Source organism: Paenibacillus validus NBRC 15382, from assembly GCF_004000985.1.
GTDB lineage: Bacteria > Bacillota > Bacilli > Paenibacillales > NBRC-103111 > Paenibacillus_G > Paenibacillus_G validus.
The window spans coordinates 24,174-39,167 of record NZ_BIMH01000013.1; the positions used below are offsets into that span (position 1 = coordinate 24,174).

Consider the following 14,994-nt stretch of genomic DNA (forward strand, 5'->3'; position numbering starts at 1 on the left):
CACTGCTATCCACGCGATCACAGCGAGGATAATGACTGTTACGAGTGCCTTTTTTCTCATGGATGGTTCTCTCCTTCCTAGATGTAATCGAGCGTATCCCGAATGGTCAGCCGCGATGCTTTCCATGCAGGATAGACACTTGCAGTTGCTGATCCGATGATAATAATGACGAGCCAAATCAAAATGGCTGTCGGCGACGAAACGAGAGGCAAAGGCGAACGAAAGGCCAAATTTCCGATCAGATTTCCAACGGCTGCAGACACCGGCAACGAGATGACAAGGGCAATTACCCAGCTCATGAGGCCGATAAATATCCCTTCGCTGACGACGTTCCGAAGAACCGTCCTCGATCGACCGCCGATGGTGCGCATGATTCCGAATTCACGGGTGCGCTCGACTACGTTTGTACCCATCGACGACATGAGCCCTAGTGCGCCGACGACTGCCATGATGACCGACATCAGGATCAAGGCAAAGATGAGGATATAGACATGGCCACTTACCGCTTCATTTAGCATCGTCTCCGAAATCACCGCTTCCACCCTGACGTTTTCTTTCTCGAGCACGCGTTCGATTTCTTGTTGAACCCTGTCTACGGTGCCGGGGTCCTTCAATGCGACTCTCAAGGCGTTCGTCTGCCCCGAAAGTCCGACGGCTTTGGTATATCCTGACGGGGATACATAGGCTGCTGCGGGTGACAGGTTTTCCCGCACGATGCCGACCACCTGCAATTGAACCGGATTTCCGTTAATCGCTAGCGATAAGGGATCCCCCAAGTTCACCTCTGGAAATAAAGCATGGGCATTATGGTTTAGCACAACGGCGTTATCGGAATCTCCGCTTCGAAGCCATCGTCCCTTCAATAGCGGCAATTCAACCGTTTCCGTATCTGCTGGAACGGAGCGAAGCGTAAAGCTGCCGTGTCCCCCGTCCGGGTAAGTTCGAATGATATCTAAACCATCGGTTCGGATCGCCGCGGCAGGTTCACGATTCCAAGCTTCCACATGCCGGACTTCGGGGATGCTTTGAAGGATCTGGATGATTCGGTGCTCCGCCTCCGGACGATTCAGCCGAATTTCCAAATCATAATGACGATTCGAAACTGCATCGGACAAAATCGATTCCCAGCCTGTTCTGACATTTAAACTTGTCATGAACATGCCGCCCGCAGCTGCCAGTAAGCTAAGAGTGAGCAACAATCGTCCTCTTCTACGAAACGTATTGCGCAAGGCAAGGATCAGTGTTCGATCCAGTCCTCGTATTTTTCCGAGCCATATATCGAGTCGCTTGGAGCCAAAAGACTTCCTGCTTGTGCCAAAATCGTTGATGGCTTCCCGGACGGTAATCCGCGTTGCTCTCCATATGGGAACAAGTGCCGTAAGAAAAGGAACGAGTATACCGGCCAACAGCAATACGACGTAATTCCACAACGGAATGGAATCGCTATACAGCGTGAAATTTAAAAGTTCTGCAACCGTAACCGCAAAACCTCGTCCAGCTGCAATGCCCGTGGGCATACCTAACAGGACGGCTGCAAAACCTACAAGCATGATCAATAGGAGATACAGGGCGGCGATCTGGCTCGTTCGCGCACCGATCGCTTTCATGACGCCGATTTGGCGAATTTGCCCTGCAAGCAGTCCGCCGATCATCGTGGCAATCAGAATGGCACTGAGCGTGAGTGCCAATAGACTGAAGATAAGAAGCATGATCAGAATTGCCGTCATCTGGGACTGGTGCGGGTGCTTTCCGGGAGGCGGAATTCGGATTTCTCCGACTTTATGTCCTTGCTGTTTCAACCATACGGCCAGTTCTCCGATTGTCCGTTCAATTGCCTGCGAGTTCATTGGCTGATCTTTGACGAGCACTTTCAAAATATGAAAGGCGTCGGTTTCGCCAAGCAACGCCAACGTCGAAGGGGCGGCATACCCGTAGGCGGTTTGCTCCTGCCACGATGGTGCCAAGCTCGGATCATGGACGGTTCCTGTGATGGCAACATTCAGCTTCTGACCGTCGGGTGTTTGAATGCGCGGGGCATCTCCGATTTTTGCTTTTAAGAGCTGAAGCGCGGTGCGTTCGAGCAATATCGAACCTTCCGAAGGCGGCCAAGCGCCGGATTCGGGACGGAAAGTACTGATGCGCATGCTCTTGAAATCTTCCACGCCGAAGATAAGGAGCGGTTTCCATTCCTGGGGCCGCACTTCGACTCTGGCTTCCACCCAAGCCGTCGCTTCCGCACCTGCGATGCCGGGTCGATTACGTACTCCGTCTAAGAGGGATTTGTCAATATGATCCAATTCCAAGAAAGCGGAAGCTGGATTCGTGCTTTGATAATTCAGACTCATTTCACGGGTTAGAATCGTGTAGGCGCTCAGAATCGTTCCAATGCCAAAGATTCCGACCGCGATGGAGAGAACCATCATGACCATTCGTCCCTTGGCGATACGGAGATCGCGTAGCATTTTCCGTAGGCGAGGACTAAGCATGATGCAAAGCCTCCTTGACCGCTGCTGTATTGGACACGATGGCTCCGTCGGACAGCAAAATCGATCTTGTGAAATATCGGCTTAAATCGCGCTCGTGCGTAACCATGACCACCGTTTTACCTTCCGATGCCAGCTCGGCAAAGAGATTCAACACGACGTCCGTCGTATGAGAATCGAGATTGCCGGTCGGCTCGTCGGCAACCAGGATGGGTGGATCGTTCGCCAGCGCCCGGGCGATGGCTGCACGCTGCTGTTGTCCGCCGGAGAGATTGGATGGCAGTTTGTCCGCCTGCTCGGCAATGCCTACCTTGCTCAGAAGTGCAACCGCCCGTTCTCGTCTTTCGCGTGCCGGATACGTATGGCAGAAATCCATCGGAAGCATGACGTTTTCCGCTACGGTTAGCGTAGGCAGCAATTGAAAGAACTGAAAGATAACACCGACGTTTTTCCCGCGCCAGATCGCAAGCTGCTCCTGATTCAGTGAGTGAATGGCTGTAGAGGCGACGAACACTTCTCCGGAAGTGGGGCTGTCGATTCCGGTAATCACATTGATAAGGGTTGACTTTCCGCTGCCTGACTTGCCGACAATAGCCGCGAATTCCCCCTTTTGCACTTGCAAGTTCACTTCTTTGAGCGCAGTGAAGTCCCCCGATGGCGATGCGTATGTTTTGAACACACGGCGAAGAGAAATGAGCGGGCTCCCTTGAGTCATTTTCGGTTCCTCCTCTAAAATTTTTGTTGAACATGATGTTCAATTTCGATCATAATGTTCGTGTGGGAACTCGACAATAATCAAAGGCGGTCTCCATGTTCGTTATGAAACAACTTTTTACACATTGTTCAACAAAAGGGGGGTAATTCGTGTCAGACAAGAAGGAAGACAGGCGGGTACAGCGAACGCGTACCATGCTGCACGAAGCGCTTCTGGATTTAATCGTCGAGAAGGGGTATGAAGCCATTACCGTTCAGGATTTAATCGATCGGGCGAATATTGGTCGATCCACTTTTTACTTTCATTTCGTCGACAAAGAGGAGCTTCTTGTAGACACGATCAACAGGACTCGCGAGTTTCTCAAGGAACAGATGTCCAAACGCACTATTGCAGAAGAAACAGGGAGAACAAGTTTTGGCTTTAGCCTCGCCATCTTGCAGCATGTACAAAGCCACAAGCAAATTTACCGGGCAACTGTCGGCAAGCAGAGCGGGGCGCTTGTTCTCCACCATATGAAACGGATGATCACAGATTTGGCGAGGGAAGAAATCGAAATGCAGTTGTCATCTTCTGATTCATCGTTGATTCCCCAAGACTTGGCGGTTGAATTTGTCGTCAATACACTGATGACGCTCATGATTTGGTGGATGGATCGGAATGCGCATTATTCTGCGTACGAAATGGATCGGATGTTCCATCAATTGATTCTCAATGGGATCGGTTGGGAAGAATAACGAAATAAAGGACTGATCGTTGCCATTCCATCCATCTTTATTTCGCTTATGAGCGTATTAGGTAGTATTCTTCGTGCCTCTGGAGATATGAAAACGCCGATGAAAGCATCAGGATCAATTCATTCATATCTGTCTTGATTAAATCTTTATTTAAGGCCTTTATGAGTTTGCTGGCTGGGGGATTGTCAGGGCGGCTTTGGCTACGGTAATCGTTCGGATCATTGGGACCGTCATGTTGTATGGTAAGATTCAAAAATCAAAGATCGCATTTTCATATGATTGCCGGAAACATTGAAATATACTTCTGCCTGCCCAGATATGGGTTTGGCGTAGCGGCCGCAACCCTTGTCGGGCAGAATAATGGAGCTAAACGGTTCGAAGATGCTTTTCGATATGGGCTTCTGACCGACCGGCGTGGCCGTTCTCTTTATGTCTTTTGTAGGAATTCTTATGTTTATTTTTGCACCATTTGCGGCAAGCTGGTTTACGGACCAGAAAGATGTCATTGAATTGCATTCCTAGAATTGCATTTAGCGGCACGAATCGCACCAGTAATGATTGGTGCCAATCCAATTAGTCCCTACCAACTTCTAAAATATAAGCCTAATACAATAATGATTACTCCAATTGAAATCCTTTTAATTTGTTGTGCTTTCCCAACGTTACATATGATCTGAGACACCCCTTTATTAAAACCTCTCGGGAATTTATTATGACAACACGTTTAATTGTAGCCTCTCCTACTGGATACAGTCTGGCTTCATCAATGTTTCTGTCTCGTTCACCCACATTCAGACTCCAAGTCTTCATGTACAAAGATCATTGAAACTAATCTAGCCAACAATTGATGGCAGGTGCCTACAATGGGCGTAGCAAGGTTCTTGCCTTAGTGATCCAACCGCCTTTGTGACGAAAAATCTGGTTTGTTTAATCTGATTCGGCGTCTGATGTTACAAATAATCTTGACAGTTAATCACAAATATTTTAATATACCCATAGGGGTATTGGTATATTACATTAATCACAAGGAGGGCGATTTCATGGCAACAATAAAAGCAACGGACGATACCTTGGATCAAATCATCAAGAATAACAAAATCGTACTGGTTGATTTTTGGGCCCCGTGGTGCGGACCATGCCGCATGATGGCTCCTGTTTTGGATCAATTGGCCGATGAAGTGGATAAAGAGGCGGTTATTGCAAAATTAAATGTGGATCAAAATCCGTTCGCCTCCGTAAAATACCGAATCCAAGGTATTCCTACATTAAAACTCTTTGTTAACGGGAGAGAAGCCACAACATTCGTTGGTATTCAGCCGTTAAATAAACTGAAAGCATTCATCATGCAATACGCAAATTAATTTTTTTTAATTGAAAAATACCCCTATAGGTATATTGGAAGTAACTTGAATCGGAATAATACTAACGAAAGGGGTGTCTTATGGAACTGGATTTCGGTTGGATCCTCACACTTTTCGTTATTGGTTTCATCGGTTCTCTGATTTCAGGAATGATCGGGATCGGAGGTTCCATTATTAAATATCCGATGCTGCTGTATATTCCCCCTTTACTTGGTTTTGCGGCGTTTACCGCACAAGAGGTTTCTGCGGTAAGTGCTGTGCAAGTGTTCTTCGCAACGTTAGCCGGCATGTTTGCTTACCGCAAAGGAGGGTTTATCAACAAGAAGCTCGTCCTTGCCATGGGGATTCCTATCATTGCGGGGAGTTTTATAGGCGGCTACGGTTCGAAATTTCTGCCCGATTCCGCGATTAACTTGACGTATGCCGTTATGGCGCTCGTTGCGGCCGTCATGATGTTTATGCCAAAAAAAGAAACGGATAGGGCTGACTATTCTAATGTTAGCTTCAACACAACTGTTGCAGCAATCGCCGCTGCAATCGTGGGTATTTTGTCGGGTATCGTTGGCGCAGCCGGCGCATTCATCACTGTCCCGATCATGCTGGTTGTTCTAAAAATTCCTACACGTGTGGCTATCGCTTCATCGTTGGCGATTACGTTCATTTCCTCGATTGGCACTACGGTCGGTAAAGTGATGGGGGGTCACCTGCTGTTGATTCCATCCCTGGTGATGGTAATAGCGAGTATCATCGCCTCACCGCTGGGTGCCAAGCTTGGCAAGAAAATGAATGTGAAGGTGCTGCAATGGATTCTCGCCGCGCTCATTACGGCAACGGTGATCAAGATTTGGGTGGATATATTAACTTAACAAGGTGTGAACGAAAATGGCTGGGAAACATTCGAAAGTTATCCTCCCCCATGAAGTGCGAAAGCGGCTTGAGCAGGGGGAGAAATTGAACTTACTGGATGTGAGCGAGCAAGACGAATGGGAGTCGGGACATATTCCCGGCGCCAAGCATATCCCGCTAGGTACTATTGGTGAAAGACGCAAGGAATTGGATCCGGACAAAGAAACGATTGTCATCTGCCGGAGCGGTAATCGCAGCGGTTTGGCGTGTGAATATCTCGAGTCCATGGGCTATAAGGTCGTCAATATGCAAGGCGGCATGTCCGAATGGACCGGGGATATCGAATACGGAAAATAAACATTCTATAACGGGAGGGTGATTGTAATGACTATAGCAATCCAAACGAACCGCGTCCTTGAATGCGAAGGGCTGGCATGTCCGATGCCGGTCGTAAAAACAAAAAAAGCCATCGATGAAATGCAGCCGGGGGAAGTCCTTGAAGTGCGGGCCACCGATAAGGGTTCCGTCGCAGATTTGCAGGGCTGGGCTAAACGCACCGGCCATCAATACATTGGTCTGAAGGAAGAGAACGGGGTTTTCCGCCATTTCTTGAGAAAAGCATCGGACAGCGAGACAAAAACGGAAATAAAATTCCCTCACATCATGAGTAACGAGGAACTAAATCAAAAACTAACTTCTGGTGATAGCATCAGCGTATTGGATGTACGAGAACCTGCGGAATATGCCTTCGGGCGCATTCCCGGCGCCGTTTCCGTACCTTTGGGACAACTGGAGGAAAAACTGAGTCAGCTGGATCCGGGCAAAGAGTACGCAGTCGTTTGCAGAACGGGGAACCGCAGCGATATGGCCTGCCAAATTCTTGCCGAGCGCGGATTTTCCAAAGTAAAGAATGTGGTGCCAGGCATGTCCCAGTGGCAGGGGGCCACAGAAAGCGACGAATAATAATCGAGTAAAGGAGAAAGAACAAAACATGGCAAACAAAAAAGTGGCGATTATCGCATCTTCCGGGGGTCTTGAAACTGCATACAAAGTATTGAACATTGCAACGGCAGCGGCGGCGCTGGACGCTGAGGTGGCTATCTTCTTTACCTTTGAAGGACTGTCGATCATTCATAAGGATTCCGAGCAAATGCTGCAACTCAGACCGGGTAACGAAGGACTGGCGGAAGGCTTCAAAAAAATTAATGTTCCGACAGTAACCCAACTTCTGGACGTGGCCAAAGAATCGGGTGTCCGCATGATCGCCTGCCAAATGACAGTAGATGTGATGGGACTTGACCAAGAGCACTTTATCGATGGAATTGAACTCGGCGGCGCCGCGGCATTTTTGGATTTTGCATTCGACGCGCAGGTGACGCTGAACTTTTAAGCGGGAAAGGAGAATAAGAATGGAAAAAGTACCCTTGATTACGGCAGAAGAGCTTCACCGTAAAATGAATTCGGGTGAAGACGTGGTGATTCTCGATGTAAGGAACGAGACAGATTATAACGATTGGAAAATTGAAGGAAAAAAAGTGAGATCCGTTAACATTCCGTACTTTAACTTTCTGGAAGAGGATGAGCAGGTGCACGCCGGACTGCCAAAGGATACGGAAATGGTCGTCGTTTGCGCAAAAGGCGGATCTTCCGACTTTGTAGCGGAAATGTTGATGGAGAAAGGGTATAAAACCTACTCGTTGGAAGGCGGAATGCTGGCCTGGAGCCAGTTCTACCATCCGACCATCGTATACATGGACGAAAAGTTCAAATTGATTCAAATCAACCGTTTGTCTAAAGGCTGCCTCTCCTATGCCGTCATTTCGGAAGGGAAAGGCATGATCATCGACCCGAATCAAAAGGTGGATGTTTACCTTGAACTTGCAAAACAGCATCGTTTCAAGATTGAACATGTCGTGGATTCCCATCTGCATGCCGATCATATTTCCGGAGGGCGACAGCTTGCCGAACAAACCGGCGCAACGTATTACATCTCTTCCGGGGAGGTAAAGGATACGAATTTGAAGTTTGAGCCGTTGGATCGGCATGATCGGATCAGAATCGGAGAAATTGATGTGGAGGTCTTGGCGATTCCCACGCCTGGGCATACCCCCGGATCGACATCCTTCTTGATCAACAACCGGTTCTTGATGTCCGGAGATACCATCTTTGTCGGCGGTTTGGGAAGACCCGATCTTGGAGGCAAGGCAAAAGAATGGGCGATGGATCTGTACGATACCGTGTTCAACAAGCTGAGCGATCTCCCGGACGATTGTCTCGTTCTGCCCGCTCACTATGCCGACATTCAGGAGATCAACGATAACGGTATTGTTGGGGCCACATTCGGTGAAATTCGCGAGAATAACGAAATTATGCAAAACGCCGACCAAGAAGCCTTTACGGAACAAGTGGCTAGCGCGGTCTCCATGGAGAAACCGCCAAATTTTGAAGAAATTGTGGCCATCAACCGGGGCGAACTCCAAGTCGATGCAGAAAAAGCGGTCGAACTCGAGATTGGACCGAACCGCTGCGCGGTACATCATCACGGTTAAAATGTAAGGAAGGAGGTTCAACTTATGGCGGATATTGTTGTTGACGCAAAAGGTCTTGCTTGCCCGATGCCGATCGTCAAAGCAAAGAAAGCAATCGATTCGCTCGAATCCGGTCAAATCATGGAATTGCACACAACCGACAAAGGTTCCATGAACGACTTCCAAGCATGGGTTAAACAAACGAACCATGAATTGATCGAAGCTAAAGAAGACAACGGTGTATTTAAGTTTATCGTAAAGAAAGGATAAGTTTTTGAAGGGGATGTGGTTCCAGGCACTGCATCTCCTTCCTAAAAGAAAGGAAGAAAACATGATTTGGTTTATTGCAGCAATAACCTTCATTGCTTACCAAATTCGAAATCACGGGCCTGTTCAAGGTCTTTATTATATATCTTTCCCCAAATTGCAAAGAATGAAAAAACAATGGGGCAAAGCCGGTGAATCTTCGCGAAGTGCTGAGCCGCGCAAATTTTAAGAAAGCGTGCAGGATAGAACGAATTGTATGCTTTTCTATATCCGGAAGAAGCTCCTATGATCAACGTAAAAAGAAAGTATGCACCAAGTATGACTAATTTTTTTCGCTTTTTAATACCCATACCTGTATGATTTACAAAGAAAGGATGATAGATATGAGCCAAAAAGAAAAAACCACCATCGTTCTTTTTAGCGGAGATTTGGACAAAGCGATCGCCGCCTTCATCATTGCCAACGGAGCGGCCGCTTATGATCACGAAGTTACGATGTTTTTCACCTTTTGGGGATTGAATACCCTTCGAAAAGATCCACCTGTTTCCGTAAAGAAAGGGTTTCTTGAGAACATGTTCGGTAAAATGATGCCGCGCGGAGCGAAAAAACTGGGACTCTCCAAAATGAATTTTGCCGGAATCGGTCCCAAAATGATCAAGCATGTCATGAAGAAACATAATGCGCTCAGCCTGCCTCAGTTGATTGAGCTCGCGCAGGAGCAGGGAGTTAAACTGGTTGCATGCACAATGACCATGGATTTGCTTGGATTGCGGAAAGAAGAATTGATCGACGGGATCGATTATGCCGGTGTTGCAGCCTATTTGGGGGATGCTGCAGACGCGAAAGTGAACTTGTTTATTTAAGACCAGTTCCCCCGGATTTAGGTTATAATATACCTATACACGTATAAGCAAATGGGGGATAACGATGAATATGAATTACGATGATGATGTAAAAAGAAGACTGCGCCGCGTGGAAGGGCAAGTACGCGGCGTACTGAAAATGATGGAGGAAAAGAAAAACTGCAAGGATGTGGTGAGCCAGCTCTCAGCTGTCAGAAGCGCAGTCGACAAAGCCATTGCCTATATCGTTGCGGTCAATCTGGAGCAGTGCATTCTTGAAGAAAAGGAAGCCGGCAAAGATACGAGCAAACTCGTTCAGGAGGCCGTGGAATTATTGATCAAAAGCAGGTAGGTGATTCCGCATGAATTATTATTTTTACGCCATATTATTTATTCTTTTAGCATGGTTTCTGTTTAAGCAATTCGCTCCGGTGAAAGGATTGAGGAATCTGAACATCGAGCAGTTCAAGAAGGAATACAAAGGGCAAAGGCTGATCGATGTTAGAGAGGTTCATGAGTTTAAGCAGGGTCACCTTCCAGGAGCGGTAAACATTCCGTTAAGTCAGATTCACAGGAGACTAGGCGAGATTCCGAAAGAAAGTCCTGTCTATTTGTACTGCCGCAGCGGGATGCGCAGCAAGCAAGCCGGTAGGATCCTGAGCCGGAGCGGATACCGTAACGTGGCTCACTTGAACGGCGGGATCACGGCGTGGGACGGACCTTTAACAAAATAGACGAGTTTTTTCCGGAAAAGATACCATACTATCGTTAGGGTTAATACACTGACTGGGGGAACGGCCATGTTTCATTATACGGCAGAAACAACAGCGAACGTTCAGAATGCCATTGCCGCCTTGGAAACATCTTTAAAGGAAGAACAGTTTGGCGTGCTGTGGCGGTTTAATCTTCGCGAAAAACTGAAGGAAAAAGGATTTGATTTTGAGCGGGAGTACGTGGTTTTGGAGGTGTGCAATCCTGCGGAAGCGAACAGAGTCGTAAGTGAAAGTGCGTTGGCGGGTTACTTTCTTCCGTGCAAAATCGTGGTCTATGAAGCGGACGGGAAGACCAAAATCGGCATGCCGAAACCGACCGCATTCATGAATATGCTGGAGGATGCTGCTCTGATGGGCATTGCCGCCGATGTGGAAGCCCGATTGATTGGATGCATCAATCAGGCTGCGAATCCATGATATGAAAACCGATGAGTTCATCTCATTGGTTTTTTCTTTAACGCATCTTAACAAATGGATGCTATTCTCGGACAAACGGCAACGTGTTTAGGGGATGTTAGAGGAATGAAGGGCAAAACGATCCTGATTGTTGAAGATGACGCCAAGATCCGGCAGTTGCTGAAAATATATTTGGAAAAAGAAGGATATGAGATCTTAGAAGCGGCAGACGGCTCTGAGGGAATGAAGTTGTTTGAAAAGCTCGATCCATGTTTTGTGATTATGGATCTCATGCTTCCGCATAAAAGCGGGGAAGAGCTGTGTCAATGGATCCGTTCCGATATGAAAAGCGATATTCCGATCATCATGCTGACGGCCAAGGTGGACGAATCGGATCGGATTCAGGGGCTGCAAATGGGGGCGGACGATTATATTACCAAGCCCTTCAGCCCGCAGGAGGTCGTTGCCAGGGTCGAAACCGTCCTGCGAAGAACGGCCAATCGATGCAGTAAAATCAGTTACAAAGGACTAACGCTGAAACCGCTTCGAGGAGAAGTGAAGTTCAACGGAGAACTTATTCCGCTGACGATGCATGAATTTAAGCTTTTATATTTTCTGATGCGGCATCCGAATCAAATATTGACAAGAGAACAAATATTACAAGAGCTGTATCCGAATGAAGAACGTTCTGTAATCGACCGGACCGTGGATGTCCATGTCAGCAAGCTCCGGGAAAAGATCGAAGCAATGGAAGGAGCCCCCCGTTTTATTGAAACGATAAGAGGGATGGGATATCGATTTGATGCATATTAAACATTGGATGTTTTGGCGAAAGCGTTTGACGATGAAACTCATTATGGTCAACGGCCTGGTCATCGCTGTTGTGATCTGGCTCGCTGGGGTATCCGTAAAAGATTTTGCTTGCATGGTGGTGGGCCAATATGAGCTGGTCGGTGAGGAAAAAAGCAGGTTCTTCAATGAAACAATGGAGTTTTATTTATGGAGAGCAAGTTTTTTGGCCATTTTGGTTGCCGCCATCATTCATTATGTTTTTATCAAAAAAATACTTTCTCCTTTAAAACGGCTCGCGAAGTCAACGCAGCTCATGATCGAGGGACATTACCCGGAGCCCATCGAACCGAAATCTCATGATGAAATCGGTCAGCTTACGAAGCACTTTAACGAATTGGCAAAAACATTGAAGCGTACGGAAGAAAACCGAAAACGTCTTCTAAGCAATATATCGCATGAACTGCGCACGCCTCTAAGCAACTTGAACGGCTATTTGGAGGCATTATCAAATGGTGTCATAGAAGGCAATCGGGAATTGTATCAATCTCTGCTTGAAGAATCTCAGCACCTCACCCGTCTCGTAGAACAGCTTCATCATTTGACGGTCTGGGAAGCTCGAGGGAATAACAGTCTGTATCAGACAGAAATCAAAATACATGAACTTCTGCAACAAACGATTCAGGCTTTTCAGTTGGAAAGCGACAAAGCAGGTGTTTCATTGGACGTCTCCATACAAGAGGGAGTCGTTCTTGGCGAGGAAGACGGAATCAAACAGGTCATGAACAATTTGCTCAAGAATGCTTTCATGTATAATACAGGGAATGAGATAAAGATTACGGGAAAAAGGGAACAAAAACAATACCGCATCACGGTTTCCAACATGGGAGAATCAATACCGGGTGAAGCTCGCGATTTGGTTTTTGAGCGGTTCTATCGCGTGGATCCGTCAAGACACCGGGAGAAAGACAGGAACGGTACTGGGCTGGGTCTTGCGATTGTAAAAGAAATTGTGGAACGGTTCGGCGGACAAGTCGGACTGCACTCGGATGGTAATCTGCATAATTTTTGGGTTACTCTCCCTTTGGAAATAAAAACGGTAAAGGTGGTTAAGAATCATGACGGAGCGCCGGTTTAACCCTGAACATACGGAGAAACTGGACAACCCGGAGCGGCGAAAAGTTCTGCCTCCAGAAAAGTTATTGGAATTATTGGAAATCCAAGATAACGACATTATTCTGGATTTGGGGGCAGGTACCGGTTATTTTACCATACCCGCGGCAGGACTTACCAACGGGAAAGTGTATGCTTTGGACGTTGCACCACAGATGCTGCAATATTTGGGAAAGCGTGTGAAGGAGGAAAAACTGGACAATGTCGAGTTAATTGAAGGAGCCATTGAATGTATTCCCCTGGCAGGACAAATCGCCGACCATGTGATCGCTTCATTCGTCTTACACGAAGTAGAACCTTTGGAAAAAGGACTCCAAGAAATGAGCAGAGTGCTAAAGCCGGGCGGAACAGTATTATGTATCGAATGGGAAAAAAAACAAACGGAACAAGGCCCTCCTCTCCGTCATCGAATACATTCCAATGAGCTTGCAGAAGCATTTGAAGAGAATGGGTTCTTGGTTGAAAAACTGACCTATCCTTCCGATCAGCACTATCTTATTGTTGCAAGGGCTTGTGCACATAACTGCTAAATACTGAAAATGCGGGGCGTATCATGAATTTCAATGGTTTGATGGGCTTGAAAAAAGTGCCTGATCGCATCATGGGCATGAATTCCCAAATGCTTTTTGACGGACTGATATTGCCCGAGGATTTGTTCGCCGGCACTGACAATTCGGTATATGGCATCCTGTTTAAGCGGTTTATTTTGAACGAGAAAATGTTCGATTCGCCGTCCTTTGGGGTTATATGGTTTATAAGCCATGATGACACCGGAAGTTCGCAACACATATCCGCCTTTCTGCTGAAACGGGTCCGGGGAAAAGACTTGCTCCAGGTTCGTTTCAAAGGCTTCAAGAATGAATCGCCCTTCCAGTTCTAGTGTAAACAATTCCGGGTTCGTCGGTATGATTTGATATAAATCTTCCACAGTTATGACTCCCGGAAGAATCGGGGCGCCGTACCTCCAACCATGAGACAAAGCGATATCGGCATCTATCGCATACAGGTACGCGTCGGTGATGAGACGGTCCATCGGCGTTTCATTCAAAAACATGCGATGAAGCGGTGTTTTCAGCTTGCCGATTTCTTCGCGCAGGAGCGTCTCGTAAGGTTGCTTGATCTCCCGGATAAGACGCGAGAATTCCGGGTCTTCTTCGTATTCGTCCGCGTAAAGCGGAATAAGTTGATGCCGAATATGGGTTATTTTTCCGTTTTCAAAGGAAATATCGATTCTTCCGAGAAACGAAGTGCTTGCCCCGGATTGGACAATCCATGTGTTATTTTGTCTGATTGGTTTGTCGATTCGATCATGACTATGCCCGCTTAAAATGATATCGATCCCTTCAATGCAGGATGCCGCTTTTATATCCAAAGGCAGTCCCATATGGCTGATCACCACGATAAGATCCGCTCGCTCCTTCTCCCGTAATTGATGAACCACTTTTCTCATATCGTCTATATTTAGCGAAAAAGTAAATCCTTCCGAGAAAGAAGGAGGCATCGTTTGATCTACAAAAGGATAAGTCCATCCCGTCAAACCGACCCGTATACCTTCGATTTCCCGAATCATATGCGAATGAAAAGGATTGACTTTGCCGGAGATTGGCTTGGCATTCATTGCCAATGCCGGTGCCGGAACTTGACTTATCAAAGAAAATAGCTGTTGGGGTCCGTAAGCAAAGTCCCAGTTCCCAGGTACCCAAGCATCGAGCGGCATTTGTCGGAGTAGCGGCAAGACGGCTTCACCCTTGGACAAAACTAGCGGTCCTGTACCATGAAACAAATCGCCCCCGTCAACAAACAGTACGTGGGGATGTTGTTGTTTTAAACATGTCACATAGCGGAAGATGCGTGAAAAGCCCCCGCAATGAATGTAGAACGGACGCGGATCGCCCCAGAAGAATTCCGGATGGGCGTCCAAACAACCGTGCGTGTCATTTTGTTGAATCAATACGAGTTCCACACTTAAGCCCCCTTGTTGAAGCATGTGATCCCAAGCTTATGGATAGTATGGGGAGTTCCAGCCTGTTTTTAAACCTTCTTTATCAGAACTTAACACAAGGCCGGTACGATCAAACGAAGAACAT

General features: G+C 47.2%; 19 protein-coding genes. 16 read left to right on the forward strand and 3 right to left on the reverse strand.

Translation table 11 applies throughout. The features are described 5' to 3' along the window. Positions 1-77: 77 nt before the first annotated feature. Together PVA01S_RS11205 and PVA01S_RS11210 are read right to left on the reverse strand one after the other, a co-directional pair. The gene (locus PVA01S_RS11205; protein ID WP_127607625.1) at positions 78-2,486 is read right to left on the reverse strand and encodes an ABC transporter permease; all 2,409 of its coding nucleotides are present in this window, start codon (positions 2,484-2,486) and stop codon (positions 78-80) included. Then, on the reverse strand, positions 2,479-3,198 hold the full coding sequence (locus PVA01S_RS11210; protein WP_127607627.1) for an ABC transporter ATP-binding protein: 720 nt from the start codon (positions 3,196-3,198) through the stop codon (positions 2,479-2,481). Before PVA01S_RS11210 ends, PVA01S_RS11205 begins: the two co-directional genes overlap by 8 nt. Before the next feature lie 149 nt (positions 3,199-3,347). Between PVA01S_RS11210 and PVA01S_RS11215 the strand changes: the two genes are divergently transcribed. The 16 genes from PVA01S_RS11215 to PVA01S_RS11290 all read left to right on the forward strand — a co-directional run bounded on the left by PVA01S_RS11215 (position 3,348) and on the right by PVA01S_RS11290 (position 13,437). Further along, positions 3,348-3,932 carry a TetR/AcrR family transcriptional regulator gene (locus PVA01S_RS11215; protein ID WP_062494112.1) on the forward strand — a complete coding sequence of 195 codons (585 nt, stop codon included), beginning with the start codon at positions 3,348-3,350 and terminating at the stop codon, positions 3,930-3,932. Positions 3,933-4,972: 1,040 nt separating this feature from the next. Then, complete coding sequence (gene trxA, locus PVA01S_RS11225; protein ID WP_062494110.1) at positions 4,973-5,293, forward strand: thioredoxin; 321 nt, start codon at positions 4,973-4,975, stop codon at positions 5,291-5,293. 80 nt (positions 5,294-5,373) lie between these two features. After that, a complete protein-coding gene (locus PVA01S_RS11230) occupies positions 5,374-6,159 on the forward strand; it encodes a sulfite exporter TauE/SafE family protein (RefSeq protein WP_062494109.1) in 786 nt (261 codons plus the stop codon). Between the two features lie 16 nt (positions 6,160-6,175). Beyond that, the gene (locus PVA01S_RS11235) at positions 6,176-6,496 is read left to right on the forward strand and encodes a rhodanese-like domain-containing protein (RefSeq protein WP_127607629.1); all 321 of its coding nucleotides are present in this window, start codon (positions 6,176-6,178) and stop codon (positions 6,494-6,496) included. Positions 6,497-6,523: 27 nt separating this feature from the next. Further along, positions 6,524-7,102: a sulfurtransferase TusA family protein gene (locus PVA01S_RS11240; RefSeq protein ID WP_062494104.1), complete on the forward strand. Its 579-nt coding sequence runs from the start codon at positions 6,524-6,526 to the stop codon at positions 7,100-7,102. A gap of 28 nt (positions 7,103-7,130) precedes the next feature. Continuing rightward, positions 7,131-7,529 carry a DsrE/DsrF/DrsH-like family protein gene (locus PVA01S_RS11245; protein ID WP_062494102.1) on the forward strand — a complete coding sequence of 133 codons (399 nt, stop codon included), beginning with the start codon at positions 7,131-7,133 and terminating at the stop codon, positions 7,527-7,529. A gap of 19 nt (positions 7,530-7,548) precedes the next feature. Then, positions 7,549-8,688, forward strand: a complete 1,140-nt coding sequence (locus PVA01S_RS11250; RefSeq protein ID WP_127607631.1) for an MBL fold metallo-hydrolase — start codon at positions 7,549-7,551, stop codon at positions 8,686-8,688. A 24-nt stretch (positions 8,689-8,712) separates the two neighbouring features. After that, positions 8,713-8,937 carry a sulfurtransferase TusA family protein gene (locus PVA01S_RS11255; protein WP_062494096.1) on the forward strand — a complete coding sequence of 75 codons (225 nt, stop codon included), beginning with the start codon at positions 8,713-8,715 and terminating at the stop codon, positions 8,935-8,937. 61 nt (positions 8,938-8,998) lie between these two features. Beyond that, the gene (locus tag PVA01S_RS26595) at positions 8,999-9,163 is read left to right on the forward strand and encodes a hypothetical protein (protein ID WP_164751800.1); all 165 of its coding nucleotides are present in this window, start codon (positions 8,999-9,001) and stop codon (positions 9,161-9,163) included. Between the two features lie 154 nt (positions 9,164-9,317). Next, a complete protein-coding gene (locus PVA01S_RS11260; RefSeq protein ID WP_127607633.1) occupies positions 9,318-9,797 on the forward strand; it encodes a DsrE/DsrF/DrsH-like family protein in 480 nt (159 codons plus the stop codon). 64 nt (positions 9,798-9,861) lie between these two features. Beyond that, entirely contained in the window at positions 9,862-10,128 is a 267-nt protein-coding gene (locus PVA01S_RS11265; RefSeq protein WP_062494090.1) for a metal-sensitive transcriptional regulator, read from the forward strand. 10 nt (positions 10,129-10,138) lie between these two features. Next, entirely contained in the window at positions 10,139-10,510 is a 372-nt protein-coding gene (locus PVA01S_RS11270) for a rhodanese-like domain-containing protein (protein ID WP_085170062.1), read from the forward strand. A gap of 66 nt (positions 10,511-10,576) precedes the next feature. After that, positions 10,577-10,966: a DUF302 domain-containing protein gene (locus PVA01S_RS11275; protein WP_127607635.1), complete on the forward strand. Its 390-nt coding sequence runs from the start codon at positions 10,577-10,579 to the stop codon at positions 10,964-10,966. 105 nt (positions 10,967-11,071) lie between these two features. Further along, positions 11,072-11,758 (forward strand): response regulator transcription factor, encoded by a 687-nt coding sequence (locus PVA01S_RS11280; protein WP_085170060.1) that lies wholly within the window; start codon positions 11,072-11,074, stop codon positions 11,756-11,758. Continuing rightward, on the forward strand, positions 11,748-12,872 hold the full coding sequence (locus tag PVA01S_RS11285) for a sensor histidine kinase (protein WP_085170059.1): 1,125 nt from the start codon (positions 11,748-11,750) through the stop codon (positions 12,870-12,872). The genes PVA01S_RS11280 and PVA01S_RS11285 overlap by 11 nt, the downstream gene beginning before the upstream one ends. Further along, a complete protein-coding gene (locus tag PVA01S_RS11290) occupies positions 12,853-13,437 on the forward strand; it encodes a class I SAM-dependent methyltransferase (RefSeq protein WP_127607639.1) in 585 nt (194 codons plus the stop codon). Before PVA01S_RS11285 ends, PVA01S_RS11290 begins: the two co-directional genes overlap by 20 nt. Here PVA01S_RS11290 and PVA01S_RS11295 read toward each other — a convergent pair. After that, entirely contained in the window at positions 13,434-14,870 is a 1,437-nt protein-coding gene (locus PVA01S_RS11295; RefSeq protein ID WP_127607641.1) for a bifunctional metallophosphatase/5'-nucleotidase, read from the reverse strand. The two genes, PVA01S_RS11290 and PVA01S_RS11295, sit on opposite strands and share 4 nt — an antisense overlap. Between the last annotated feature and the right edge of the window lie 124 nt (positions 14,871-14,994).

Bases quoted from the DNA above. Each gene is read 5' to 3' on its own strand.
- PVA01S_RS11205 (WP_127607625.1), bottom strand. From the start codon at position 2,486: ATGCTTAGTCCTCGCCTACGGAAAATGCTACGCGATCTCCGTATCGCC.
- PVA01S_RS11210 (WP_127607627.1), bottom strand. From the start codon at position 3,198: ATGACTCAAGGGAGCCCGCTCATTTCTCTTCGCCGTGTGTTCAAAACA.
- trxA (WP_062494110.1), top strand. From the start codon at position 4,973: ATGGCAACAATAAAAGCAACGGACGATACCTTGGATCAAATCATCAAG.
- PVA01S_RS11230 (WP_062494109.1), top strand. From the start codon at position 5,374: ATGGAACTGGATTTCGGTTGGATCCTCACACTTTTCGTTATTGGTTTC.
- PVA01S_RS11235 (WP_127607629.1), top strand. From the start codon at position 6,176: ATGGCTGGGAAACATTCGAAAGTTATCCTCCCCCATGAAGTGCGAAAG.
- PVA01S_RS11240 (WP_062494104.1), top strand. From the start codon at position 6,524: ATGACTATAGCAATCCAAACGAACCGCGTCCTTGAATGCGAAGGGCTG.
- PVA01S_RS11245 (WP_062494102.1), top strand. From the start codon at position 7,131: ATGGCAAACAAAAAAGTGGCGATTATCGCATCTTCCGGGGGTCTTGAA.
- PVA01S_RS11250 (WP_127607631.1), top strand. From the start codon at position 7,549: ATGGAAAAAGTACCCTTGATTACGGCAGAAGAGCTTCACCGTAAAATG.
- PVA01S_RS11255 (WP_062494096.1), top strand. From the start codon at position 8,713: ATGGCGGATATTGTTGTTGACGCAAAAGGTCTTGCTTGCCCGATGCCG.
- PVA01S_RS26595 (WP_164751800.1), top strand. From the start codon at position 8,999: ATGATTTGGTTTATTGCAGCAATAACCTTCATTGCTTACCAAATTCGA.
- PVA01S_RS11260 (WP_127607633.1), top strand. From the start codon at position 9,318: ATGAGCCAAAAAGAAAAAACCACCATCGTTCTTTTTAGCGGAGATTTG.
- PVA01S_RS11265 (WP_062494090.1), top strand. From the start codon at position 9,862: ATGAATATGAATTACGATGATGATGTAAAAAGAAGACTGCGCCGCGTG.
- PVA01S_RS11270 (WP_085170062.1), top strand. From the start codon at position 10,139: ATGAATTATTATTTTTACGCCATATTATTTATTCTTTTAGCATGGTTT.
- PVA01S_RS11275 (WP_127607635.1), top strand. From the start codon at position 10,577: ATGTTTCATTATACGGCAGAAACAACAGCGAACGTTCAGAATGCCATT.
- PVA01S_RS11280 (WP_085170060.1), top strand. From the start codon at position 11,072: ATGAAGGGCAAAACGATCCTGATTGTTGAAGATGACGCCAAGATCCGG.
- PVA01S_RS11285 (WP_085170059.1), top strand. From the start codon at position 11,748: ATGCATATTAAACATTGGATGTTTTGGCGAAAGCGTTTGACGATGAAA.
- PVA01S_RS11290 (WP_127607639.1), top strand. From the start codon at position 12,853: ATGACGGAGCGCCGGTTTAACCCTGAACATACGGAGAAACTGGACAAC.